Source organism: Aeromicrobium flavum, from assembly GCF_007992115.1.
GTDB lineage: Bacteria > Actinomycetota > Actinomycetes > Propionibacteriales > Nocardioidaceae > Aeromicrobium > Aeromicrobium flavum.
This window is the reverse complement of sequence record NZ_BJZQ01000001.1, coordinates 339,847-363,925: the sequence shown is the minus strand read 5'-3', so window position 1 is coordinate 363,925 and position 24,079 is coordinate 339,847. Positions and strand designations below refer to the sequence as shown.

Genomic DNA, 24,079 nt, shown 5'->3' with positions numbered 1-24,079 from the left:
TCCTCGTTCGATGGTCGGTGCTGCTCAGCTCAGCTCAGCTCAGGGGATGACGGGCGAGGCGTCCGTCTGGACGAGTGCGATACCGACGTTGGAGAGCGTGACCGACTTGGACTGCGAGTTGTTGTCGACCGACGAGCCGAAGGGGAAGTCGATCCGGATCTCGGCCGAGACGTCCTTGCCGTTCTGCGCGGCGGTGATCGGCGTGGCCGTCGTGATCGTCGTGGTGTCGAGCTTGAAGGTCGACGTCATCGTCGAGCCGGCCCACGGCGTGCCCGTGCCGCCGGTGACGGTGAGGTTGCCGCGGATGTTGTTGCCGGTCGCGCCGATCGTGTACGAGCCCGTGTAGACGAGCTCGTCGCCCGGGACGATCGTCGGGGTGCCGGTCACCGTGGTGCCGTTGAGGGTCCAGGTGCCCACGTTCTTCGGCGTCAGGGTCAAGGTGCCCGAGCTGATGGATCCACCGGCGATGCTGCCGTTGGCGTTCCAGTACGCGAGGGAGCCCGCGCCACCCAGCAGCAGGACAGCGGACGCTCCGGCGGCGACGGCGCCCTTGGTGGACTTCTTCATCTTCATCTCCTACGTCAGGGGTATGACCGACCATCGATCACTTGAGTAACAGTTGTCACTCATGTCATTACTGTAACGACGAAATGACGCAGATATGACGCTGAATCGAGAAGAAATATCGCTTCTGCGTCACATCCCGTGACGGAATGGGACACAGGTCACCCCCCGAAGTGACTACCGGCACCCTCCTTTGGGGTCAAAGGTCCCGGAAATGCACAACGCCCCCCGGAAAGTCCGGGGGGCGGTGTGACGAGTGTAACGGCGGGACGTCACCAACCGCGAGTCTCGAGGCGGTGCGGCTCGGGGATCTCGTCGACGTTGATGCCGACCATCGCCTCGCCCAGACCGCGCGAGACCTTGGCGATCACGTCGGGATCGTCGAAGAACGTCGTGGCCTTGACGATCGCGGCGGCACGCTCGGCCGGGTTGCCCGACTTGAAGATGCCCGAGCCGACGAACACGCCCTCGGCGCCCAGCTGCATCATCATCGCGGCGTCGGCGGGGGTGGCGATGCCGCCGGCAGTGAACAGCACCACCGGGAGCTTGCCGGCCTCGGCGACCTCGACGACGAGCTCGTACGGCGCCTGCAGCTCCTTGGCCGCCACGAACAGCTCGTCCTTCGGCAGGCTCTGCAACCGGCGCAGCTCGGCGCGGATCTTGCGCATGTGGCCCGTCGCGTTGGAGACGTCGCCGGTGCCGGCCTCGCCCTTGGAGCGAATCATGGCCGCACCCTCGTTGATGCGGCGCAGCGCCTCGCCCAGGTTGGTGGCGCCACAGACGAAGGGCACCGTGAAGGCCCACTTGTCGATGTGGTTCTCGTAGTCGGCCGGGGTCAGGACCTCGGACTCGTCGATGTAGTCGACGCCCAAGCTCTGCAGGACCTGCGACTCGACGAAGTGGCCGATGCGGGCCTTGGCCATGACGGGGATCGAGACGGCCTCGATGATGCCGTCGATCAGGTCGGGGTCGCTCATGCGGGCGACGCCGCCCTGCGAGCGGATGTCCGCGGGGACGCGCTCGAGCGCCATGACGGCGACGGCGCCCGCGTCCTCGGCGATCTTGGCCTGCTCGGCGTTGACGACGTCCATGATGACGCCGCCCTTCAGCATCTCGGCCATGCCGCGCTTGACCCGCGCACTGCCGGTGGTGGACGGGTCGGTGGGGAGGTTCTCGGTGCTCACCCCACAAGTCTACGAGGCGCGACGAGCCGGCCCGCCCCGGTCCACGACGACGAGACAGTGCCCACCCGCAGGGGCGGTGAGCCTGGTCCCACTGGCGCGGCCAGGGTGGGACCGAGCGCACCGCTCCCCGGGAGCCGTGGGACCCAACTCACCGATCAGGCGGCGGCGTCGGCCTGGCGCTTGACCATCGTCATCCGCTGGGCGACCGTCACGAGGCTCGCGGCGGCCAGCGCCCAGAGGGTGACGTGTTGCAGGATCGGCAGGTTGAACAGGCCGGACAGGCCGGTCATCACCAGGATCGAGACGAGCCGGTCCGAGCGCTCGGCGATGCCGCCCTTGGCCTCCATGCCCAGGGACTCGGCCCGGGCACGGATGTAGGACGTGAGGCTGCCCAGCACGAGGCAGGCCAGCGCCAGGCACAGGTAGACCTGCGAGTCGCCCTCCCACGCGTACCAGAGCGCGATGCCGCCGAAGACCGCCGCGTCGCCGAGCCGGTCGAGGGTCGAGTCGAGGAACGCCCCGTACTTGGAGGTGCGGCCGAGCTTGCGGGCCATCGTGCCGTCGACGATGTCGCTGAAGACGAACGCCGTGACGAACATCGTGCCCCAGAAGAACTCGCCCTGAGGGAAGAGCCACAGCGCCCCGACGCAGACGCCGATCGTGCCGACCCACGTGACCATGTCGGGCGTGACGCCGATCTTGATCAGGCCGTCGGCCACCGGCGAGAACAGCTTGTTCCAGAAGGCCCGGAAGCGTTCGAGCATCAGGCCACCCCCTCACCATCAGATGCGGTCCACACGCCGCGCAGCAGCTCGGCCGACTCGGCGATCGTCTGCGGCAGCGCCTTGGTGCGGCCGACCACGGTCATGAAGTTCGCGTCGCCGCCCCAGCGGGGCACGACGTGCTGGTGCAGGTGCTGGGAGATCGAGCCCCCGGCGGACGCGCCCAGGTTGAGGCCGACGTTGAAGCCGTGCGGTGAGCTGACCTCGCCGATGGCCCGGATCGCCCGCTGCGTCAGCAGCGTGAGCTCGGTGGACTCCTCGAGCGTGAGCTCGGTGAGCCCCGACTCGTGTCGGTTCGGCAGCACCATGAGGTGCCCCGGGTTGTACGGGTACAGGTTCATCGCCACGAAGCAGTGCTCACCGCGCACGACGATGAGGTCGGTCTGGCGCTCGCCCGCGACCATCGCGCAGAACGGGCAGCCGTCGTCGTTCCCGGCCTCGCGCACGTAGGCCATCCGGTAGGGCGCCCACAGCCGCTCGAGTCCGTCCGGGTCGGCCATCAGACCTGGACCCGGTCGCGCACCGCCGCGACGATCTTGTCGACCGCGTCGTCGAGCGACACCCCGTTCTCCTGCTCGCCGTTGCGGAAGCGGAAGGACACGGCGTTCGCCTCGACGTCCTTGTCGCCGACCAGCACCATGAACGGCACCTTCTGGGTCTGGGCGTTGCGGATCTTCTTCTGCATGCGCTCGTCGGAGTCGTCGACCTCGAACCGGATCCCCTCGGCCCTGAGCCGGACGGCAAGCCGCTCCAGGTACTCGACGTGGCGCTCAGCCACGGGGATGCCGACGGCCTGCACCGGGGCGAGCCACGGGGGGAAGGCGCCGGCATAGTGCTCGACGAGGACGCCCATGAAGCGCTCGATCGAGCCGAACTTGGCCGAGTGGATCATCACCGGCTGCTGACGGCTGCCGTCGGCGGCGACGTACTCGAGGTTGAAGCGGTCGGCCGAGGGCTGGTTGAAGTCGTACTGGACCGTGCCCATCTGCCACGTGCGGCCGATGGCGTCGCGCGCCTGAACCGAGATCTTCGGGCCGTAGTACGCCGCGCCGCCCGGGTCGGGCACGAGCTCGAGGCCGGTCGCCATGGCGACCTCCTCCAGCACCTTCGTGGCGGTGTCCCAGTCCTCGTCGGAGCCGATGAACTTGTCCTTCGACGCATCGCGCGTGGAGAGCTCGAGGTAGTAGTCGTCCATGCCGAAGTCGTCGAGCAGGCTCAGCATGAAGTTGAGCAGGTGGGCGACCTCGGCCGGCGCCTGCTCGGGCGTGACGTAGGAGTGCGAGTCGTCCTGGGCGAAGCCGCGCACGCGGGTGAGGCCGTGGATGACGCCCGACTTCTCGTTGCGGTAGACGTGGCCGAACTCGAACAGCCGCAGCGGCAGCTCGCGGTACGAGCGCTGACGCGACCGGTAGATGAGGTTGTGCATCGGGCAGTTCATCGCCTTGAGGCGGTAGTCGCCGCCGTCGACCTCGAGCGCCGGGAACATGCCCTCGCCGTAGTACGGCAGGTGGCCCGAGGTGTGGAACAGGCCCTCCTTGGCGATGTGCGGCGTGCCGACGTACTCGAAGCCCTCCTCGATGTGCCGCGTGCGGACGTAGTCCTCCATCGCGCGCTTGATGACGCCGCCGCGCGGGTGGAACACCGGCAGGCCGGAGCCGATCTCGTCGGGGAAGCTGTACAGGTCGAGTTCGGTACCCAGGCGGCGGTGGTCGCGGCGCTGGGCCTCCTCGATGCGGTGCAGGTGCGCCTCGAGGTCCTCCTTGGTGGGCCACGCGGTGCCGTAGATGCGCTGCAGCTGCTTGTTCTTCTCGTCGCCGCGCCAGTAGGCGGCGGCCGAGCGCATGAGCTTGAAGGCGGGGATGCGCTTGGTGGTGGGCAGGTGCGGGCCGCGGCACAGGTCCTTCCACGCCAGCGAGCCGTCGCGCTTGAGGTTGTCGTAGATGCTCAGGCCGCCCTCGCCGACCTCGACGCTGGCGCCCTCCGCTGCGTCGCCGGCGGTGGACTTGAGGCCGATCAGCTCGAGCTTGTACGGCTCGTCGGCCAGCTCGGTGCGCGCGTCGTCGTCGCTGATCTCGCGGCGGCTGAACTTCTGGCCCTCCTTGACGATCTTCTTCATCCGCGACTCGATCTTCTCGATGTCCTCGGGGGTGAAGGGGACCTCGACGTCGAAGTCGTAGTAGAAGCCGTCGGTGATCGGCGGGCCGATGCCCAGCTTGGCGTCGGGGAACAGCTCCTGCACGGCCTGGGCCATGACGTGGGCCGTGGAGTGGCGCAGCACGTCGAGGCCGTCGGGCGAGTCCATCGTGACCGGCTCGACGGCGTCGCCGTCGGCCAGCTCGCGGGCGAGGTCGACGAGGTCGCCGTTGACGCGGGCGGCGATCACCTGCGGGTCCTCGGCGAACAGCTGCCATGCCCGGGTGCCGGGTTCGACCTGCTGCTCGGCGGCGGCGACGGTGACGGTCAGACTCATGCGAACCCCTCGGTGACTGGGCGGCCCCTACGGCTGGGCAGCGCTCTTGGCCTCACCCTACCGACTCGTTTCGCCACGTCCGGGGTCGTCCCCCGCCTACGATCGGGGAACTCGTCCGTGTCCCGGAAGGACCCCCATGCGTCGCACCCTCCTCGGTCTGGTGACCGCGCTCGCCCTCGCTGCCGGCTCCGCGCTGGTGGCCGCCCCGGCCGAGGCGGCGCAGAAGCCGGTGACGATCAAGAAGATCACCACCCGCTCCATCGACTGGTACGGCACGGCGCTGGTCAAGCCGTCGGTGAAGAAGGCCAAGAAGGTCAAGGTCCTGAAGAAGACCCTCACCGTCCGCCAGGGCGGCAAGGTCGTGCGCAGGAACCGCACCGCGGTGAAGCTGGCGCCGGGCACCTACCGCGTGTCGACGAGGGTCGTCTACCGCTTCAAGGGCAAGAAGCGCGTCGCCACCCGGGCGCAGACGCTGCTGGTCCGTCAGGGCCGGTGCGCGACCCTCCGTGACTTCCGCACCCTGAAGTCCGACCCCACCTTCTCCCCCGACGTCGTCGGCGACTCGGTGGCCGCGGTGTCGGCGAAGCTCCGCACCTCCGGCACCGGTGAGAGGTACACGCCCGAGGAGCTCATCGCCCTGCTGGAGCTGTTCAAGCTCGCCATCGACGAGCCGGAGTTCGACGCGCTCGCCGATCAGGCCATCGCCGAGGTGAAGGCGCTGCAGGAGCAGGGCGTGACCGAGCTCGAGGACCGCGAGTACCGCGCGTGTGGCGGCAAGATCACCGTCTTCGCCAGCTTCGCGAACGGCGAGCTGATGGGCGCCGAGGACGACTCCGACCTGTCCTTCACCGTCCCGTCGCGCGTGGCGGTCGACCGCGCGATGGCGGCCCTGCGCTGATCCGGGCCGGCCGCGCGATCATGGGACCCATGGACGAGATCGCGCGGCTGAGTCGCTGGGCGGCCCACGGCGGCACCTGCCGACTCCTCGAGCTCGACGCCGAGCGCGCCGAGGTCGTCCTGTGCCGCTGTGACGGCGGCGAGGAGGTCGAGCGGTTCACCACCGACGACCCCGCCGTGATGGCGTGGGTGCGCGCGAACGCGTCCTGACTCAGAACGCCGGACGGATCGAGCCCACGGGGCGGCCCGCCCCGAGGACGTCGCGCTCGCGCAGGGAGTCGACCGCCGCGCGGTCGACGTCGTCGCCGTCGAACGCGCCCAGTGCGTCGAGCGCCGCGACCAGCACGGGCGCCAACGGACGCTCGGCCCCGTCGAGCACCTTGAACGCCGCGGCACGACCGTCCGGCAGGCCGGCGGCGAAGATGCCGTCGGCGCCGTCCTTGGCGACCAGGCCCGGCACCGCGCGCATCAGGGTGGTGGTCGGGCGCTGACCGCCGGCCACCATCTGCGGGAAGGCGGCCATGGCACGCGCCACGTGCGCCTCGGCCGACTCGGGGTCGGTGGCCACCGCGGCGGCGAGGCGGCCGAAGCCCCGGGCCAGGCCGGTGACGGTCGTGGAGAACAGCGGCGCCCCGCAGCCGTCGGTGGTGGCGGCGGCGATCGGCACGCCGGTGAACTCCTCGATCGTCTCGCGGATCGCGACCTGCAGCGGATGATCGGGCTGCAGGTAGGTCTCGGTGTCCCAACCCGCCGTCACGCACGTCAGCAGCATCGCCGCGTGCTTGCCCGAGCAGTTCTGGCTGATCTGCTCGGGACCCTGGCCGGCGGCGAGCCAGTCGCGCATCGCCGTGGACCCCCATGGGAGGTCGGGGGTGTTGAGCAGGTCCTTCTCGGTGAGGCCGGCCCGCGCGAGGATCGCCAGCGCCCCGGCGATGTGGTCGGGCTCGCCGTTGTGGCTGGCGGCGGCCAGCGCCATCAGCCGGTCAGGCAGGTCGAGGCCGTGGCGCACCATCGCAACGGCCTGGAACGGCTTGACGCTCGAGCGCGGCCACATGGTGACCTCGGGGTCCCCGACCGCCAGCACGGGAGCACCCGCCGGGTCGAGCGCGACGAGGTGGCCCAGGTGCACCGACTCGACCAGGTCGCCCCGCACCACGTGCGCCAGCGGCGCCGCCGTGAGGCTCGAGACGTCGGTCGGGGAAGAGGCGCGGTTCGTCACCTTTGGAGGATAGTCACGCCCAGCGGATTCGGCTTTGCGAGACTGAGCCCGTGAGAGTCTCGACGAAGTCCGACTATGCGCTGCGCGCGTTGATCGAGTTGGCCGCGGAGCCCGGCGATCGCGCGGTCACCGCAGACGAGCTCGGGCGGCGTCAGGACATCCCGCACGGCTTCCTGCAGTCGATCCTGGGCGACCTGCGCAAGGCGGGCATCCTGCTGTCGCAACGCGGCCAGTCCGGCGGGTGGCGCATGGCCCGCCCGCCCTACGCGGTGACCATCGCCGACGTCATCCGGGCCGTCGACGGTCCGATCGTCTCGATCCACGGCGTGCGACCGGAGGCCGTGACCTACCAGGGCCGGGCGGAGGTCCTCACGCCCGTGTGGATCGCCGCCCGCCACGCGCTGCGCGAGGTGCTGGAGACGGTGACGATCGCCCAGCTCGCCGAGGGTGAGCTGCCGTCGTCCGTGCTCAAGCGCACCGAGACCGACGACGCGTGGCGCACGCGCTGAGAGCGGCTGCCTGAGCGACGGGTCAGTCGGCCAGGAACTCGATGATCGCGGGGGCGAAGTCCGGTGCCATGACCGCGGCGAGGTGGTCGCCGTCGACGAGACGCAGGCGACCGTCGGGCAGGGCGTCGGCCAGCACCTGGGGGTTCGTGGCCAGCTCGTCGTCGCGCCCGGCGATGAGCAGCGTCGGCACCGTGACCCGGCTGAGGTCGGTCGGGCCGGAGTGCACTGCGCGCGCCTGCGCGGCCAGCGACGCGCGGTCCGAGCCGAGCAGGTCGGCGAACTGGCGGAAACCGCGCACCCCCACGGGGTACGACGAGAGATCGCCGTCGGTGAGCAGTGCCTCGACGAGCAGGTCGGCATCGAGCACGCGCGTGTCCACGCCGCCGAGCTCGGCCACCGCCGACCCCACTCCCCCGATGACCAGGCGCGAGACGCGCGGGTCCTGCGCGGCCGTGAGCACGGCGATGACCGCGCCCATCGAGTAGCCGACGAGGTGGTACTCCTCGACACCCATCTCGTCCATCAGGTCGCAGATGTCGCGGGCCATCGTCGGCTCGCCGAACAGCGCGCTGTCCCCCGAGGTGCCGGACCGCCCGTGGCCGCGCGCGTCGACGCCGATGACGCGCCGGCCGGCCGCCACGAGGGCGTCGACGACGCCGGTGGCGAGCCAGTTGGTCTCGGTGGAGGCGACGTAGCCGTGCTGCAGCACGACCGGGACGGAGACGACGTCCGCGTTCCACTCGTGGAAGGCGATGGTCATGCCGTCAGGGCGGGAGAGCTCGCGGGTGTTCACCGCACGAGTGAACCAAACGATCAGGCGGCGCGCGAGATCGCGAAGGCGACCAGGAAGCCCGTCGCTGCGATGAGCCCGGCGTACAGGTGGGTGTCCTCGAACGCCTCGGGGATCATCGTGTCGGCGATCATCGCCAAGATGGCACCGGCGGCCGTCGCAGTGATCACGGCGAGGGTCCCGTCCGACGCGTCCTGCAGGAGCAGACAGCCGAGCGCCCCGGCGACCCCGCTGGCGGCCGCGATGCCGCCCCACACGCCGAAGACGTACCGGGCTCCACGCCCACTGCGCTTCATGCCCGCCGTGCTGGACAGCCCCTCGGGGAGGTTGGACACGAAGATCGCCGCCAGGACAGCCGACCCGACTCCGCCACCGCCGAGCAGCGAGAGGCCCAGCACCACCGACTCGGGCACACCGTCCAGCAGTGCACCGACCGCGATGGCCGTGCCGCTGCCCTGCTGCCCGGACTCCGAGGCCTGGTGGTCGCCGGAGCGCTTGCGATGGCGTGCACCACGGCGCGCGAGGACGACGTTGGCCGCGACGTAGACGACCGCGCCGCCGAGGAATCCCAGGACGGTGGGGCCCAGGCCGCCCGTGCGCTCGGCCTCGTCGACCAGGTCGAACGCGAGCGCCGAGATCAGGACCCCCGCGCCGAAGGCCATGACGGACGAGGCGACCCACCGCGGCACGTGGGCGAACCAGGCGATGGCTGCGCCCAGCACCAGCGCGCTTCCGGCGAGCAGTCCCCACACGCCGGCTTCGATCCACACGGGCACGCCACGAACCTACTGGCCGGCGGGTCGTGCGGCAGGTCGACGCCGACTACGCTCACGAGCGTGACCTCGGGACCCTCGCTGGCACGCCGGCTGACCACGGGCGACGCGGTGGTGATCGGGCTCGGCTCGATGGTCGGTGCGGGCATCTTCGCGGCGTTCGCTCCGGCAGCCGAGGTCGCCGGGGCGGGACTGCTGGTCGGGCTCGTCCTGGCGGCGTTCGTCGCCTGGTGCAACGCCACGTCGTCCGCCCAGCTGGCGGCCCAGTACCCGACGTCCGGCGGCACCTACGTCTACGGTCGCGAGCGGCTCGGCGCGTGGCCGGGGTTCGTCGCGGGCTGGTGCTTCGTGGTGGGCAAGACGGCCAGCTGTGCCGCGATGGCGCTGACCTTCGCCGCCTACGCCGCGCCCGCGGGGTGGGAGAAGCCGGTCGCGGTGGCGGCGGTCGTGGTCCTGGTCACGGTCAACTGGTTCGGCGTCACCCGGACGGCGGCGCTGACGAGCGTGATCGTCGCTCTGGTCGTCCTCGTCCTGCTGACGCTCGTCGTCGTGGGGCTGACCGCCGGCGACCCCGGCGGGAACGCCCTGCGCGAAGACCTGTTCGCGGAGGGTCCGTACGGCGTCCTGCAGTCGGCGGGCCTGCTCTTCTTCGCGTTCGCCGGCTACGCCCGGATCGCGACGATGGGCGAGGAGGTGGTTGCCCCGGAGCGCACGATTCCGCGGGCCATCACGCTCGCACTGCTGCTGGCGCTGATGCTCTACGGCCTCGTGGCCGTCACGGTGCTGCTCGTCCTCGGACCGGATCGTCTCGCCGCGTCGACCGAGCCCCTGACCGACGTCGCCCGTGCCGCGGGCGCGGGATGGGCGGTGCCCGTGGCAAGGGTCGGCGCGGCCGCTGCCGCACTCGGGGCGCTGCTGGCGCTCATCGCGGGCGTCGGTCGCACCGGCCTGGCCATGGCGCGCACCGGCGACCTGCCGCGCTGGCTGTCCGCGGTGCACCCGACCCACCGCGTGCCGCACCACGCCGAGATCGCGCTGGCGATCGTCGTCTGCGCGCTCGTGCTGGCGACCGACCTGCGCGGCGCCATCGGCTTCTCGTCCTTCGGCGTGCTGCTCTACTACCTCGTCGCGAATGTCGCCGCGCTGACCCAGCCGCCGGACCGGCGTCGCTACCCGCGAGCCCTGCAGGGAGCCGGCGCGGCCGGCTGCGTGCTCCTCGTCGTGACCCTGCCCCTCGGCTCGATCGTCGCGGGCGTGGTCGTGCTCGGGGTCGGTGTCGTGGCACGCCTCGTCCGCCTCCGGATCGGGACCGGTCACAGCGACTAGCCGCGACGCGTGGGCTCGGTCTCGATCCCCTCGCAGGAGCGCGCGACGCGGGTGCCGGCCGTTCCCGCGAGGAGGGCGTCGATGTCGCGCAGCGAGCCGATCACCGCGGTCCCCCATGTCTCGCCGGCGAACCGCACGGCCGCCTCGACCTTGGGGCCCATCGACCCGGCGGGGAAGGACCCGGGGTGCAGGGCGTCGGGATGGGCGCTGACGACCCGGCGCTCGTGCTCGCCGTTCCAGTCGAGGTACACACCGTCGACGTCGGTGGCGATCACCAGCAGGTCGGCCCGGAGGTCGCGCGCGAGGACCGCGCTGGCGAGGTCCTTGTCGATCACCGCCTCGACTCCCTTCAGCACGTCCGTGGCGCGCGGACCGACGCTGCGCACCGTCGGCACTCCGCCGCCACCGGCACAGATGACGACGGCACCGTGCTCGAGCAGCCAGCCGATCGGGCGCAGCTCGAGGATCTGCAGCGGGCGCGGGGAGGCGACCACCCGACGCAGCCGCACCCCGTCACGTCGCATGACCCAGCCGAACTCGCGCGTGGCGACCCGGGCCTCGTCCTCGGAGTAGCCCGGGCCCACGAACTTGGTCGGTGCGTCGAAGGCCGGGTCCTGCGGGTCGACCTCGGTGCGCGTGACGAGCGTCGTCACCGCGCGGTCGTTGCCGATCCGGTTGCCCAGCTCCTGCTCGATGAGGTAGCCGATCATGCCCTCGGTCGAGGCGCCGAGGACGTCGAACGGGTACTCGCTGACGGCGTCGTAGGCGGCCGCCTGGAGGGCGAGCAGGCCGATCTGCGGACCGTTGCCGTGCGAGACGACGAGCTCGTGCTCTGCCGCGATCCGGGCGAGCGGGCCGCACGCGTCCGCGATCGACAACCGCTGGTTCTCGACGGTCATCGCCTGGTCGCGGCGCAGGATGGCGTTGCCACCCAGCGCCACCACGACCCTCATGCGTGCCACGACCGTCAGTCGGTGAGGACCCTGGTGCGCGCCGCTGCATGCTCCTCGGGCGAGATGACGCCTCGGCGGTGGAGGTCGTCCAGCTCGGCCAGACGCTCCTCGATCGAGCGCTGTCCGGAGAAGAGGTCGCCGTTCAACGCGGAGGTGGCCAGATCGGTCGGCAGGGTGAACACGTCCCGCCCGGAGGCCTTGGCCACCCGATGGTTCCGCCGGAAGATCACGGCCTGGAGCACGACCGTCGCGATGATCCCCACCAGGACCAGCGCGAAGACGACCACGAAGACGGTGTCGACGATGCTGCTCTCCTCAAACATGCCGTGAGAGTACTGGATGCTTGGGCTCTCCTCGGGCGTTCACGAGGCACTCGCCGCGGCCACGAACGCGCGGATCAGGTCCGAGGACTTCTCACCCGGGGCCACCTCGACGCCGCTCGAGACGTCGACGCCCCACGGCCGGACCGTCGACACGGCCGTGCCGACGTTCGCCGGCGAGAGGCCGCCGGCGAGCAGCCACTGCCCCTCCGGCGCCCGGTCGGCCAGCCCGGTGAGGTCCCAGGTCTCGCCCGACCCCGGCCGGGGCGCGTCGAGCAGCAGCCGCTCCTCGCCCCACGCCCCCACCTCCAGCGGCGGGTCGAGGTCCAGCGAGGTCGCCCGCCACACGCGGGGCACGATCGCCCGCGCGGCGGCGAAGTCCTCGACGCCATAGGCCCTGCCGTGCAGCTGCAGGACGTCGAACTCGAGGTCACGGGCCGTTCGCGCCGCCTCGTCGGCCGCCAGGTCGTTGACCACCAGGACCGAGTCCGCACGCCCCCGCGCCGCCGTGACGACGACCCGGGCCTCGTCCGGCGTGGCGCGCCGCGAGCTGGTCCGGTTCATCACGACGCCGACGGCGTGGGCTCCCGCCTCGATCGCGACGTGCGCATGGTCGGCCGTGCGGAGACCGCAGATCTTGACGTACACCGCGCCATTCTCGCAGCCGGTCGGCGTCGACCTCGACGCCGACCGGCGCTCCCGTCACGGGTAGAGGCCACGCACCCGGTGCGCCTCGGCCACGCGGCCGACGGCCAGGCTCATGGCAGCGCGTCGCAGGCTGACGCCCAGGTCGGCACCGTGCCGGCTGACGCGCTCCCAGGCGCCGATCATCTTCGTGCGCAGGCGCTCGTCCACGTCGGCCGAGCTCCACCAGTAGGCCTGGTTCGCCTGGACCCACTCGAAGTACGACACGACGACGCCGCCGGCGTTGGCGAGGATGTCGGGCACCACGGTGACGCCGCGGCTCTCGAGGATCGCGTCGGCGTCGGAGGACGTCGGACCGTTCGCACCCTCGACCACGAGACGGGCGCGCACCTGCTCCGCGTTGCCGGAGTGGATCACGCCCTCGACCGCCGCGGGCACCAGGACGTCGACGTCGAGCGTGATGATCGCGTCGTTCCCCTCGAGCACCTCGGCGCCCGGGAAGTCGACGACCGAGCCGGTCGCATCCACCCAGTCCTCCAGCGCCGGGACGTCCAGCCCGCCCTCGGCGAACACGCCGCCGTACTGGTCGGCCACGGCCACGACGCGCGCGCCGGCGTCGTGCAGGAGACGCGCCGCGCCCCGGCCGACCTTGCCGAAGCCCTGGACCGCGATGGACGCGCCCTCCGCCTCGAGCCCCACCCCGGGCAGAGCGGCCAGCAGCACGTGGACGACGCCGGCCGACGTGGCCGAGGCGCGACCCAGCGACCCGCCGAGCGACACCGGCTTGCCGGTGACGACGCCGAGCGTCGTCTGGCCCTGGTTCACCGAGTAGGTGTCCATCATCCAGGCCATCGTCTGCTCATCGGTGCCGATGTCCGGCGCCGGGATGTCGGTGGCCGGGCCGAGGACCGGCGAGAGCTCGCTGGTGTAGCGGCGGGTGAGCCGCTCCAGCTCACTCGTCGACAGCTGGCGCGGGTCGACCCGCACGCCGCCCTTCGCGCCGCCGTACGGCACGTCGAGCAGGGCGCACTTCCACGTCATCCACATCGCCAGCGCGCGCACCTCGTCGAGCGAGACGTCGGGGCTGTACCGCAGGCCGCCCTTCGAGGGCCCCCGCGAGAAGTTGTGCTGCACGCGGTGGCCGCGGAACACCTCGACCGTGCCGTCGTCCCGCCGCAGCGGGACGCTGACGCTGACCTCGCGCCGCGGCGCGGCGAGCAGGGCGTGCATGCTCTCGTCGAGCCCGAGCAGCTCGATGGCGTCGCGCAGCTGGGTGAGCGCGTCCTCCAGCACCGGCTCGCGCGCCGGTGCGCCGGTCTCCTCGATCGTGGCGCTCATGTCAGCGGTAGGCCGGCAGGCCGGTCATGGTCTGGCCCACCACGAGGGTGTGCATCTCGACGGTGCCCTCGTAGGTCAGGACGGACTCGAGGTTGTTCATGTGCCGGATGATCGGGAACTCCAGCGAGATGCCGTTGGCGCCGAGCATCGTGCGGGCCGTGCGGCAGATCTCGAGCGAGGCGCGCACGTTGTTGAGCTTGCCCACGCTGACCTGTGCGGGCTGCAGCGTGCCCGCGTCCTTGCGACGGCCCAGGTGCAGGGCCAGCAGCAGGCCCTTGGTGTACTCGAGGTTCATCTCGGCGAGCTTCTGCTGCGTGAGCTGGAAGCCGGCCAGCGGCTTGCCGAACTGCTCGCGGTCCTTCGTGTACTGCAGCGCCGTCTCCAGCGAGGAGCGGGCGGCGCCGAGCGCGCCCCAGATGATGCCGTAGCGGGCCTCGTTCAGGCACGACAGCGGGCCCTTGAGGCCGCGGACCTCGGGGAAGGCGTAGGCGTCGGGGATGCGGACGCCGTCGAGCACGAGCTCGCTGGTCACCGAGGCGCGCAGCGACATCTTGTGCTTGATCTCCGGCGCGGAGAAGCCGGGGGTGTCGGTCGGCACGGCGAAGCCGCGGACGCCCTCGTCGGTCTGCGCCCACACGACGGCCACGTCGGCGATGGAGCCGTTCGTGATCCACATCTTGCGGCCGTCGATGATCCAGTCGCCGCCGTCACGGCGGGCGCGGGTGCGCATGCTGCCCGGGTCGGAGCCGTGGTCGGGCTCGGTCAGGCCGAAGCAGCCGATCGCCTCGCCGGCGGCCATGCGCGGCAGCCACTGCTGCTTGACGTCCTCCGACGCCCACTTCCAGATCGCGAACATCGCCAGCGACCCCTGCACCGACACCAGCGAGCGGATGCCCGAGTCGACCGCCTCCAGCTCCAGGCAGGCCAGGCCGTAGTCGGTGGCGCTCATGCCCGCGCAGCCGTAGCCCTCGAGGTGCATGCCCAGCACGCCGAGGCTGCCCAGCTCCTTGGCCAGGACCCGCGGCTCGTCGATCACGCCGCGCTCGAACCAGTCCGCGACGTAGGGCTGGATGCGTTCGGAGGCGAACTGGCGCACGGAGCTGCGCACCGCCTTCTCCTCCGGGGTCAGCAGGTCGTCGATGCCGATGATGTCGAGCGGATCGATGGTCACCTTGGTGGTGGACGTGCTCATCAGACTGCCTCGTTCTCTTCGTTCAACAGGGACCGGACGGCGGCATCGTGCTCGCCGAGCCGAGGGGGGCGGGTGTAGTGGGTGACGGGGGTACGGGAGTAGGTGGCGGGGTGGCGGACCTGGTCGGCCGCGTCGGGTCCGACCGGGACGCGGGGCCCGAGCCCGAGCGACTCGGCCAGCGCGAAGGCCGACCCGATGTCGCCGACCTCGCCGGCCGGGACGCCGGCGGCGAGCAGGCGCTCGGACCACTCCCGCGCGGTGCGGGAGGCGAGGTGCTGCTCGAGCACGGCGACGAGCTCCAGCCGGTGCGCGACCCGGTCGCCGTTGGTGGCGAACCGCGGGTCCCGGGCCAGGCCGGGGTCGCCGATCGCCTCAGCGAGCGCCGCGAACTGGCGGTCGTTGCCGCAGCAGACGGCGAACTCGCCGTCGGCGCAGCGCAGGGTCTGGTACGGCGCGATGGACGGGTGCGCGTTGCCCTGGCGCCGCGGCGCCGTGCCGGTGGCCAGGTAGGCCGAGGCCTGGTTGGCCAGCGAGCCGAGCAGGCTCGAGAGCAGGTTCACCTCGACGTGCTGCCCGCGGCCCGACCGCTCGCGCTCGAACAGCGCGGCCATGATCGCCGCGTAGGCGTCCTTCGAGGTGAGCACGTCGACGAGCGCGACCCCCACCTTCGTCGGCTCGCCGGCGGCGTCGCCGGTGATGCTCATCAGGCCGCCGACGGCCTGCACGAGGAAGTCGTAGCCGGGCAGGTCCGCTCCCCCGGCCGAGCCGAAGCCGGTGACCGAGCAGTAGACCAGGCGGGGGTTGACCTCGGACAGCTGCTCGTAGCCCAGGCCCTTGCCGGCCAGGGTGCCGTGCTTGAAGTTCTCGACGAGCACGTCGGCGCGACTGGCCAGGTCGAGCGCGACCGCGTGGTCGTCCGGGTCCGACAGGTCGAGGGCGATGCTCTGCTTCGAGCGGTTGGCCGACTCGAAGTACGAGCTGGTCGTCGCCGTCCACGGCGGTCCCCAGTGGCGGGTGTCGTCGCCGACTCCGGGACGCTCGACCTTGACGACGGTCGCCCCCAGGTCGGCGAGCATCGTGGTGGCCAGAGGGCCGGCCAGCACGCGGCTGAAGTCCGCGACCACGACGCCGTCGAGGATGCCGGCCATCAGCTCAGTCCCGGTTCGACGACGCCGTCCACCCAGCGGGTGACGCCCCACGGGTTGGCGGCCTGGAGCGGCTCGGGCAGCAGCGCGTCGGGCATGGACTGGTACGCGACGGGCCGCACGAAGCGACCGAGCGCGCCGGCGCCGACCGACGTGGCCGCCGGGTTCGACGTCGCCGGCCACGGACCACCGTGCTGCTGCGCCCACGTGTAGGCGACGCCGGTCGGCCAGCCGTTGAGGATGACCCGGCCGACCTTGGTGGCGACCGCGTCGACGAGGGGCTTGGCGTCCGGGTCCGCGCCGGTCGCGAAGACCGCGCCGGAGAGCGCGCCCTGGAGGCCGGCGAGGATCTCGGTCGCCTCGGCCACGGACTCGTACTCGACGACGAGGACCACGGAGCCGAAGACCTCCTCGAGCAGGCGGCTGCCGGCCGTGAGGTCGGCGGCCTTGGCCGACAGCACGGTCGCGGGCGCGGACCAGCCGGCTCCGGTCGAGGGGACGCTGGCGACGACGGTGGCGCCGGCCTCCACGAGTCCGGCGATCCCGGCGTCGACCGCCGTGGCGATCCCCTCGGTCAGCATCACCGGGGTGGGGTCGGCCGCGACCAGCGCGTCGCCGACGGCGCGGGCCGCCTCGACGCTCGCCGGCGCCAGCAGCAGTCCCGGCTTGGTGCAGAACTGTCCGCCACCGAGCGTGAACGAGCCCACGAAGCCCGCCGCGATCGCCACGATGTCGGCGCCGGCCGCGGGGGTCACGACCACCGGGTTGACGGTGCCCATCTCGGCATACACGGGGATGACGACCTCGCGTTCGTTGGCCAGGCGCCACAGCGCCAGGCCCCCGGCCTGCGAGCCGGTGAACCCGACCGCGGTGATGTCGGCGTGCTGGACCAGGGCGGTGCCGGCCTCGAATCCCACGACGAGGCCGAGGGCACCGTCCGGGCCGCCCGCGGCCGCCCAGGCCCGCTGCGCGATCTCGACGATGCGCGCGGTGAGTCCCGGGTGGGCCGGGTGGCCCTTGACCACGACCGGGCTGCCGGCGGCCAGCGCCGATGCCGTGTCGTTGCCCAGGGCGCTGAATGCGAACGGGAAGTTGCTGGCGCCGAACACGGCCACCGGGCCGAGCGGCACGTTGACCTTCGCCAGGGCGGGCTCGGTGGAGTCGAGGGTCGCGCCGAGGAAGCTGCCCTCGACCGCGACGTCGGCGTAGAACCGCAGCTGACCCGCGGTGCGCTCGACCTCGCCGCTCAGCCGGGTCTCGCCCAGGGCCGTCTCCCAGTCCGCGAGGCGGACCAGCTCGTCGCGGTGCGCGAGGATCGCGTCCGCGACGGCGGAGATCCACTCGCGCCGCCGGGCCGGCGAGGCCGCCGCAAGGGAAGGAGCGGCGGCCACCGCCGCCGCCACGGCGGCGTCGACCTCGGCGGGCGTGCTGTGGCGGACCGTGGCCGCGACTGTCCCGGTCCGGGGGTCGTGGCTGACGTCGGCGGCGCTCATCGGCCCGCTGCGGCCGAGGAGATGGCCTCGACCAGGACGTCCAGGCCGTCGTCGAGGAGCTCGTCCTCGATGACCAGCGGGGGCAGTAGGCGGATGACGTTGCCGAAGGTGCCGCACACCAGGGCGATGACGCCCTGCGCGTGGCACGACGCGGCGACGGCCTTGGCGAGCGCGGCGTCGGGCTCGGTGGTGCCGGGACGGACCAGCTCGAGCGCCTGCATCGCACCACGGCCGCGGACGTCGCCGACGACCGAGTCGCCGGTGACCAGCGGACGCAGCCGGGCCTCGATCTTCTCGCCGATGTGCTTGGCACGGGCGACGAGGTTCTCGGACTCGATGACCTCGATGGCGCCGAGCGCGGCGGCGCACGCGATCGGGTTGCCGGCGTACGTGCCGCCGAGGCCGCCGACGGGCGCGGCGTCCATCAGCTCGGCCCGACCGGTGACAGCCGAGAGCGGCAGGCCGCCCGCGAGCGCCTTCGCGGTCGTGATCAGGTCGGGGACGACGCCCTCGTGGTCGCAGGCGAACATCTCGCCCGTGCGGCCCATGCCGCTCTGGATCTCGTCGGCGACGAACACGATGCCGTGCTCGCGGGCGAACTCCGCAACCTTGGCCAGGTAGCCGGCCGGCGGGACGATGAAGCCGCCCTCGCCCTGGATGGGCTCGGCGACGATGGCCGCCACGTTGGAGGCGCCGACCTGGGTCAGCACGAGCTCGCGCAGGGCGGCGAAGGCCTCCTCGGCGGCGTTCTCGGGGCCGGTGGGCCAGCGGTAGGGGTACGGCGACGGCGCGCGGTAGACCTCGGGCGCGAACGGGCCGAACGACTCCTTGTAGGGCACGTTCTTGGCGGTCATCGTCATCGTCAGGAGGCTGCGGCCGTGGTAGGCGTGGCCCAGCACGACGACGGCGTCACGGCCGGTCGCCGAGCGGGCGATCTTGATCGCGTTCTCGACGGCCTCGGCACCGGTGGAGAACAGCGCGGTCTTCTTGGCGTGGTCGCCGGGCGTCAGGCGGTTGAGCTGCTCGGCGACGTCCACGAACAGGTCGTACTCGGTGACCATGAAGCAGGTGTGGGTGAACTTGTCGACCTGGGCCTTGACCCGCTCGGCCACCTTCGGGTGCGAGGCGCCGACGCTCGTGACGGCGATGCCCGAGGCGAAGTCGATCAGGTGGTTGCCGTCGACGTCGACGATGATGCCGCCGCCGGCCTCCTCGACGAAGACGGGGAGCGTGACGCCGAAGCCGGAGGTCACGTGCTCCTCGCGGCGCTGCTGCAGCTCCGCCGACCGGGGACCGGGGATCGCGGTCTTGAGCAGGCGCTGCTGGACGGGTGTGGCCATGAGGGTTCTCCTTGGTTCGACGACTCTCCGAGCATCGTCGGTGCGGCACCCCGGCATCTTGGGCCAGAACATCCCAATTCCGGCGAACCCTGTACATTCTGTTCAATGTCGCTGCCCACCATCGCCCAGCTCTGCCGGGCGCTGCCCACGGACCTCGTCCCCGCGCCCGGCGTCGAGCCGGGTCGCACCGAGGTCTCGGCGGTGCACGTCAGCGAGCTGGTCGACCCGACGCCGTACCTCAGCGGCGGCGAGCTGCTGCTGACCACCGGTCTGACGCTGCCGGACAACGACCTCGGCCTGCGCCGCTACGTGGGGCGCCTGCGCGAGGCCGGCGTCGCCGCGGTCGGCATGGGCCTCGGGCCGCACCTGGACTCGCTGCCGCCGATCCTGGTGGCGGCGTGCGCCGACAACGACATCACCCTGCTCGTCGTGCCGCCCGACTCGGCCTTCCTGACGATCTCGAAGGAGTACTGGGCGGCGCGGTCGCGCTCGAGCCACCAGGAGCTGACCGACGCCATCACCGCGCACGGGCAGCTGGTGTCCGCGATCCTGAGCCCCGATCCCGTCGGCGCGACCCTGCGCGCCCTGTCGTCGGCGGTGGGCGCCTGGACCGCCCTGGTGGACGACACCGGTCTAGTGGTGCAGGTCTACCCGTCCGGTCGCGCGCACGACGCGATCGACCTCGGCGCCCGCATCCTGGAGCAGGAGCTCGACGCACGGTCGATCGTGACGCTCCCCCTGCGCGACGAGTCCGTCGTCGTGCTGCCGTTGGCCCACGGAGAGCGCGTCAGCGGTCACCTCACCCTCGGGTCGTCCGACGCGATCGGCCCCAACGCCCGCCGGCTCGCGATCACCGCCGCGTCGCTGCTGAGCATGGAGTCGGTGCAGCGCCACCGCGCGGACGCCGCGGACCGGGCACGACGCGAGTCCGTCGCCACCCTCCTCGACCTCGGCATGCTCGAGCCCGCGCGGCGCCTCGCCGCCCGCTCGCGCGTGGGGTCCCCGTCCGACACGGTCGTGGTGCTGGCCGTCCGCTCGAGCCGTCCGGCCGACGTCGTCGAGGCGGTCATGCGCTGGTGCCCGTCGGCCCTTCCCGGAGCGCGCGAGCGCGCCGAGGACGACGCGTGGTTCGCGTGCCCGGCACCGGCCCCGGACCTCGACCGGCTCGCGCAGCTCCTGCAGCGCGCCGACCCCCAGTCCGCGGCGGTGCTGTCGCCGCCGTCCGCCGTCGAGACCGTGCACGACGTACGCGTCGGGCTCGCGCACCGTCTTCCCGGCGTCGAGGCCGGACAGGTCGAGCGGTCGGCCCATGGCCGCCGGCTCGACTCGCCGTGGACGGACGGACTGGACCGGGTCCTCGCCTATCGCCGGGCCGACCTCGTGGGCGCGCTCGTGGCCTACCTGCGTCACCGCGGCCAGTGGGACCCCGCATCGCGCGAGCTCGGCGTCCATCGCAACACCCTGCGGCACCGGATGGGACGCGTCACCGAGCTCCTCGGCGCCGACATCGACGACCCGGACGTGGCCAGTCAGGTCTGGTTGCACCTGAGGTCGACCGGTCGCGCCTGAGTCGCCCCATTTGTTCCAACTGTGACGCAGATCACCAAGGCGTGAGACAGGGGTGTCACAGCGAGTTACATCGGAGGCATGATCCTGACATGCCCCTGCAGACCCGCCTCCTCCTGCGCGGCGCCGCGGCCCTCGCCGCCGCCGTCACCGCCGCCGCCCTGCTCCCGTCCGGAGCCGCCACCAGCGCCGACGCCCCGACCCCCGAGTCGCTCCGCGACGTGATGTTCGTGGGCAACAACTGGGCCGGAACGGCCTCGATCGTCGACGCCCGCAACCCGGCGATCCTCAAGTCCGGCATCAACCTGATCCCCGACAAGGAGCAGGAGCTGCGCGACATCCGGAAGAACCCGCTGCGACTGATCACCTACACGGCGGTCCGGGTGGGCCCCGGCCAGGGTCACGACCAGTTCGTCGACGACATGTTCAGCACCCAGGACGGCAAGTACCTGGCCGTCTCCCGCCCGAGCTTCGCCGATGTCGTCTGGATCGACATCGCCAAGGCCGTGGCCGGCGACAGCGACTCCATCGTCGCCGAGACGTCGATGGACGGGTACCGGAGCGACCACGCGGGCCTCTCCCCCGACGGCAAGCGACTCCTGGTCAGCGACTCCGTCGAGCGCCAGGTCATCGAGTTCGCCATGGTCGACCAGACCCTGCCCGGCGGCAAGAGCGTCAAGATGGGCGACCGGCTGCGCACCTTCGAGTCGGGCGACACCCCGCACGAGAACAACTACTCCGCCGACGGCAAGACCATCTTCCACGCCTCGATCGGCTCGGCCTACACGTCCTTCGACGGCCCCGGCGGCGACTGGACCAAGGGCGATCGGTGGTTCGAGATCGTGCGCAACGACGACTTCGGCATCGACAAGCGCTGGGACATGGGCAAGGAGCTCGCCGAAGCCGGCCACCCGAAGATGAGCTCCGCGGTGCGCCCCATGGCGATCGCACCCGGTGAGCGCTTCATCTACTTCCAGGTCTCCTGGTACCACGGCATCGTCGAGTTCGACACGCAGAAGGCGGACATCAACGGCAAGGTCGACTACTCCACCGGCAAGATCGCCGAGCCCCGCACGGGTGCCGTCACGCGCCTGATCCCGCTGCCCAACCGGGTGCCCAAGATGCCCATCACCGACTACGTCAACGACTCGGCGCACCACGGGCTGTCCATCGACGAGGCCGGCACGACGCTGTGCGCGGCCGGCACGATGGACGACTACGCCGCACTCGTCGACCGCGCCACCGGCGCCGCGACGTTCTTCGACGCCGAGACCACCGGGCACAGCTACCTCAAGCCGTACTGGACGACCGAGGGCCTGAACGACACGTGCTGGATCTCGCTGTCGGACTCCGACGCCGTCGCCGTCCTGGACGTGAGGACGAAGAAGGAGATCGCCTACCTCCCGGTCGGCGACCACCCGCAGCGCGTGCGTCTCGGCACGGTGGAGCGGGCCCTGTTCGGCTGAGCGCGGGACGGCGGTCGAGGCCCCGGGCGGAGCCGATCACGGTCGCATGTCAGCCGCGGTCGGCTCCCTCGGGCAGCAGCGAGGCGATGAGGTCCTCGACGCGGGTGCGGATCTCGTCGCGGATCGGGCGCACGGCCTCGATGCCCTGACCCGCCGGGTCCTCCAGGACCCAGTCCTCGTAGCGCTTGCCCGGGAAGTAGGGGCACTCGTCGCCGCAGCCCATCGTGATGACGACGTCCGACGCGATGACGGCGTCCTCGGTGAGCTTCTTGGGCTGCTCGCCGGCGATGTCGATGCCGACCTCGCGCATCGCCTCGACGGCCGTCGGGTTGATCTGGTCGCCGGGCATGGAGCCCGCCGAGCGGACGTCGATGCGGTCGCCGGCGAGCTCGGTCAGGAAGCCGGCCGCCATCTGGGAGCGGCCCGCGTTGTGGACGCAGACGAACAGGACGGAGGGGCGGTCAGGCATGCGGTGCTCCTTGGTCGGAGGGGGTGGAGGTGAGGAAGAACCGGCGCGCCCAGAGGGCGACGTAGACCAGGCCGACCAGGACCGGCACCTCGATCAACGGCCCCACGACCCCGGCCAGCGCCTGACCGGACGTCACGCCGAACGTGCCGATCGCGACGGCGATCGCGAGCTCGAAGTTGTTGCCCGCCGCGGTGAAGGCGAGCGTCGCGGTCTTGGCGTAGCCGAGGCCCAGCGCCTTGCCCAGCACCATGCCCAGCCCGAAGGTGATCGCGAAGTACGCGAGCAGGGGCAGCGCGATCCGCACGACGTCGAGCGGCTGGTGCGTGATCGCGTCGCCCTGCAGCGCGAACAGCACGACGATCGTGAAGAGCAGCCCGTAGAGCGCCCACGGACCCAGGCGCGGCAGGAACGTGTCCTCGTACCACTCCCGGCCCTTGACCCGCTCGCCGATCGTGCGGGTCAGGAACCCGGCCACCAGCGGGATGCCCAGGAAGACCAACACGCTCACGGTGATGGACCAGAACGAGAACTCGGCCGAGGTCGTCTCCAGGCCGAGCCATCCCGGCAGCGTCTGCAGGTAGAACCAGCCGAGGGCGCCGAAGGCGACGACCTGGAAGACGGAGTTGACCGCCACGAGCACCGCGGCCGCCTCGCGGTCGCCGCAGGCCAGGTCGTTCCAGATCAGCACCATCGCGATGCAGCGCGCCAGGCCGACGATGATCAGGCCGGTGCGGAACTCGGGCAGGTCCGGCAGCATCAGCCACGCGAGCGCGAACATCAGCGCGGGCCCGAGGACCCAGTTCATGACCAGCGAGGCCCCGAGCAGCCTACGGTCACCGGTGACGCGCTGTGTCTCGTCGTAGCGGACCTTCGCCAGGACCGGGTACATCATCACGAGCAGGCCGATCGCGATGGGCAGGGACACCGAGCCGATCTTGACCGAGTCGAGCGCGTCGTCGAGACCGTCGACGGTGCGGCCGAGGAGCAGGCCGACGGCCATCGCCAGGATGATCCACACGGGCAGGAAGCGGTCCAGTCGCGACAGGTGGGCCACGACATCGGTCTCGGGTCGGTCGGCTGCTGGTGCGGACGTCACGGTGACTCCTCGAGGACCTCGGTCCTCCATCGAAGGTTGTCTATCTAGACCGAGGCTACCGCGTCATCGGGCTCGGTCGCGCCACGCCGGATGAACGTCCGGTGAACGGTGCACCCGCGCCACGTGGGTCCCCCGCCGGTCCCCGGCACGAGCCATACTGGGCCCATGGCCACCATCGCCGGGCAGGACGAGAGCTGCTGCATCCCGCTCACCGCCGCGCCGATCACCCCCGACGACGCGACCGAGCTGTCCCGCAAGTTCAAGGCACTGGCTGACCCCACCCGGGTCCGGCTGCTCTCGCTCGTGGCGGCCCACGAGGGCGGCGAGGCCTGCGTCTGCGACATCACCGAGCCCGTCGGCCTGAGCCAGCCCACGGTCTCGCACCACCTCAAGATCCTCGTCGAGGCCGGACTGCTGGCCCGCGAGCAGCGCGGCACCTGGGCCTTCTACTCCGTCGTGCCCGGGGCACTCGGCCACCTGTCCGATGTCCTGCGTGACCCGATCGCGCGCGACGCGGGCATTGTCGCGGTCTGACGACCCGC

Annotated in this window: 25 protein-coding genes; 7 read left to right on the top strand and 18 right to left on the bottom strand. The window is 71.6% G+C overall.

Going from position 1 to position 24,079, the window contains the following annotated elements:
• Positions 1-39: 39 nt before the first annotated feature.
• From AFL01nite_RS01765 to thrS, 5 genes are all read right to left on the bottom strand, one after another.
• Positions 40-567 carry an alternate-type signal peptide domain-containing protein gene (locus tag AFL01nite_RS01765; protein ID WP_146825370.1) on the bottom strand — a complete coding sequence of 176 codons (528 nt, stop codon included), beginning with the start codon at positions 565-567 and terminating at the stop codon, positions 40-42.
• 269 nt (positions 568-836) lie between these two features.
• Complete coding sequence (gene pdxS, locus AFL01nite_RS01760; RefSeq protein WP_146825369.1) at positions 837-1,748, bottom strand: pyridoxal 5'-phosphate synthase lyase subunit PdxS; 912 nt, start codon at positions 1,746-1,748, stop codon at positions 837-839.
• A 155-nt stretch (positions 1,749-1,903) separates the two neighbouring features.
• Complete coding sequence (pgsA, locus tag AFL01nite_RS01755) at positions 1,904-2,512, bottom strand: phosphatidylinositol phosphate synthase (protein ID WP_146825368.1); 609 nt, start codon at positions 2,510-2,512, stop codon at positions 1,904-1,906.
• Entirely contained in the window at positions 2,512-3,030 is a 519-nt protein-coding gene (locus tag AFL01nite_RS01750; protein ID WP_146825367.1) for an HIT family protein, read from the bottom strand. Before AFL01nite_RS01750 ends, pgsA begins: the two co-directional genes overlap by 1 nt.
• The gene (thrS, locus tag AFL01nite_RS01745; RefSeq protein ID WP_146825366.1) at positions 3,030-5,000 is read right to left on the bottom strand and encodes a threonine--tRNA ligase; all 1,971 of its coding nucleotides are present in this window, start codon (positions 4,998-5,000) and stop codon (positions 3,030-3,032) included. Before thrS ends, AFL01nite_RS01750 begins: the two co-directional genes overlap by 1 nt.
• Positions 5,001-5,136: 136 nt before the next feature.
• Between thrS and AFL01nite_RS01740 the strand changes: the two genes are divergently transcribed.
• Together AFL01nite_RS01740 and AFL01nite_RS01735 are read left to right on the top strand one after the other, a co-directional pair.
• The gene (locus tag AFL01nite_RS01740) at positions 5,137-5,898 is read left to right on the top strand and encodes a hypothetical protein (protein WP_146825365.1); all 762 of its coding nucleotides are present in this window, start codon (positions 5,137-5,139) and stop codon (positions 5,896-5,898) included.
• A gap of 29 nt (positions 5,899-5,927) precedes the next feature.
• A complete protein-coding gene (locus tag AFL01nite_RS01735) occupies positions 5,928-6,107 on the top strand; it encodes a hypothetical protein (protein ID WP_146825364.1) in 180 nt (59 codons plus the stop codon).
• Position 6,108: 1 nt separating this feature from the next.
• Here the strand turns inward: AFL01nite_RS01735 and AFL01nite_RS01730 are convergent, their stop codons facing one another.
• Complete coding sequence (locus AFL01nite_RS01730) at positions 6,109-7,116, bottom strand: asparaginase (RefSeq protein ID WP_146825363.1); 1,008 nt, start codon at positions 7,114-7,116, stop codon at positions 6,109-6,111.
• Between the two features lie 50 nt (positions 7,117-7,166).
• Here AFL01nite_RS01730 and AFL01nite_RS01725 point away from each other — a divergent pair, with 50 nt between their 5' ends.
• Positions 7,167-7,625 (top strand): RrF2 family transcriptional regulator, encoded by a 459-nt coding sequence (locus AFL01nite_RS01725; protein WP_146825362.1) that lies wholly within the window; start codon positions 7,167-7,169, stop codon positions 7,623-7,625.
• A 22-nt stretch (positions 7,626-7,647) separates the two neighbouring features.
• Here AFL01nite_RS01725 and AFL01nite_RS01720 read toward each other — a convergent pair whose 3' ends face one another.
• Both AFL01nite_RS01720 and AFL01nite_RS01715 read right to left on the bottom strand, forming a co-directional pair.
• Positions 7,648-8,385: an alpha/beta fold hydrolase gene (locus tag AFL01nite_RS01720; RefSeq protein WP_146825361.1), complete on the bottom strand. Its 738-nt coding sequence runs from the start codon at positions 8,383-8,385 to the stop codon at positions 7,648-7,650.
• A 53-nt stretch (positions 8,386-8,438) separates the two neighbouring features.
• Entirely contained in the window at positions 8,439-9,191 is a 753-nt protein-coding gene (locus AFL01nite_RS01715) for a ZIP family metal transporter (protein WP_146825360.1), read from the bottom strand.
• Positions 9,192-9,251: 60 nt separating this feature from the next.
• Between AFL01nite_RS01715 and AFL01nite_RS01710 the strand changes: the two genes are divergently transcribed.
• Positions 9,252-10,514, top strand: a complete 1,263-nt coding sequence (locus tag AFL01nite_RS01710) for an APC family permease (RefSeq protein ID WP_146825359.1) — start codon at positions 9,252-9,254, stop codon at positions 10,512-10,514.
• Here AFL01nite_RS01710 and AFL01nite_RS01705 read toward each other — a convergent pair.
• The 8 genes from AFL01nite_RS01705 to gabT are packed head-to-tail and all read right to left on the bottom strand — an operon-like array spanning position 10,511 to position 18,940.
• Positions 10,511-11,467 (bottom strand): carbamate kinase, encoded by a 957-nt coding sequence (locus AFL01nite_RS01705; RefSeq protein WP_146825653.1) that lies wholly within the window; start codon positions 11,465-11,467, stop codon positions 10,511-10,513. The two genes, AFL01nite_RS01710 and AFL01nite_RS01705, sit on opposite strands and share 4 nt — an antisense overlap.
• 14 nt (positions 11,468-11,481) lie before the next feature.
• On the bottom strand, positions 11,482-11,790 hold the full coding sequence (locus AFL01nite_RS15240; protein ID WP_186813770.1) for an SHOCT domain-containing protein: 309 nt from the start codon (positions 11,788-11,790) through the stop codon (positions 11,482-11,484).
• 39 nt (positions 11,791-11,829) lie between these two features.
• Positions 11,830-12,435 (bottom strand): phosphoribosylanthranilate isomerase, encoded by a 606-nt coding sequence (locus AFL01nite_RS01695; RefSeq protein ID WP_146825358.1) that lies wholly within the window; start codon positions 12,433-12,435, stop codon positions 11,830-11,832.
• 54 nt (positions 12,436-12,489) lie between these two features.
• Positions 12,490-13,770, bottom strand: coding sequence for a Glu/Leu/Phe/Val family dehydrogenase (locus AFL01nite_RS01690; protein WP_146825357.1), 1,281 nt, complete (start codon positions 13,768-13,770; stop codon positions 12,490-12,492).
• Position 13,771: 1 nt separating this feature from the next.
• Entirely contained in the window at positions 13,772-14,962 is a 1,191-nt protein-coding gene (locus AFL01nite_RS01685) for an acyl-CoA dehydrogenase family protein (protein ID WP_146825356.1), read from the bottom strand.
• Positions 14,962-16,110 (bottom strand): CaiB/BaiF CoA transferase family protein, encoded by a 1,149-nt coding sequence (locus AFL01nite_RS01680; protein ID WP_146825355.1) that lies wholly within the window; start codon positions 16,108-16,110, stop codon positions 14,962-14,964. Before AFL01nite_RS01680 ends, AFL01nite_RS01685 begins: the two co-directional genes overlap by 1 nt.
• Positions 16,110-17,600: an aldehyde dehydrogenase family protein gene (locus tag AFL01nite_RS01675; RefSeq protein WP_146825354.1), complete on the bottom strand. Its 1,491-nt coding sequence runs from the start codon at positions 17,598-17,600 to the stop codon at positions 16,110-16,112. Before AFL01nite_RS01675 ends, AFL01nite_RS01680 begins: the two co-directional genes overlap by 1 nt.
• On the bottom strand, positions 17,597-18,940 hold the full coding sequence (gene gabT / locus AFL01nite_RS01670; RefSeq protein WP_146825353.1) for a 4-aminobutyrate--2-oxoglutarate transaminase: 1,344 nt from the start codon (positions 18,938-18,940) through the stop codon (positions 17,597-17,599). Before gabT ends, AFL01nite_RS01675 begins: the two co-directional genes overlap by 4 nt.
• Before the next feature lie 105 nt (positions 18,941-19,045).
• On the opposite strand from gabT, the gene AFL01nite_RS01665 reads away from it, so the two are divergent.
• Together AFL01nite_RS01665 and AFL01nite_RS01660 are read left to right on the top strand one after the other, a co-directional pair.
• On the top strand, positions 19,046-20,509 hold the full coding sequence (locus tag AFL01nite_RS01665) for a PucR family transcriptional regulator (protein ID WP_146825352.1): 1,464 nt from the start codon (positions 19,046-19,048) through the stop codon (positions 20,507-20,509).
• A gap of 89 nt (positions 20,510-20,598) precedes the next feature.
• Complete coding sequence (locus AFL01nite_RS01660; protein ID WP_186813769.1) at positions 20,599-21,972, top strand: YncE family protein; 1,374 nt, start codon at positions 20,599-20,601, stop codon at positions 21,970-21,972.
• A gap of 49 nt (positions 21,973-22,021) precedes the next feature.
• On the opposite strand, the gene AFL01nite_RS01655 is transcribed toward AFL01nite_RS01660, so the two are convergent.
• A complete protein-coding gene (locus AFL01nite_RS01655; RefSeq protein WP_146825350.1) occupies positions 22,022-22,441 on the bottom strand; it encodes an arsenate reductase ArsC in 420 nt (139 codons plus the stop codon).
• Positions 22,434-23,537 carry an ACR3 family arsenite efflux transporter gene (gene arsB / locus AFL01nite_RS01650; RefSeq protein ID WP_281285715.1) on the bottom strand — a complete coding sequence of 368 codons (1,104 nt, stop codon included), beginning with the start codon at positions 23,535-23,537 and terminating at the stop codon, positions 22,434-22,436. The genes AFL01nite_RS01655 and arsB overlap by 8 nt, the downstream gene beginning before the upstream one ends.
• A gap of 165 nt (positions 23,538-23,702) precedes the next feature.
• Here arsB and AFL01nite_RS01645 point away from each other — a divergent pair, with 165 nt between their 5' ends.
• The gene (locus tag AFL01nite_RS01645; protein WP_146825349.1) at positions 23,703-24,071 is read left to right on the top strand and encodes an ArsR/SmtB family transcription factor; all 369 of its coding nucleotides are present in this window, start codon (positions 23,703-23,705) and stop codon (positions 24,069-24,071) included.
• Positions 24,072-24,079: the final 8 nt, after the last annotated feature.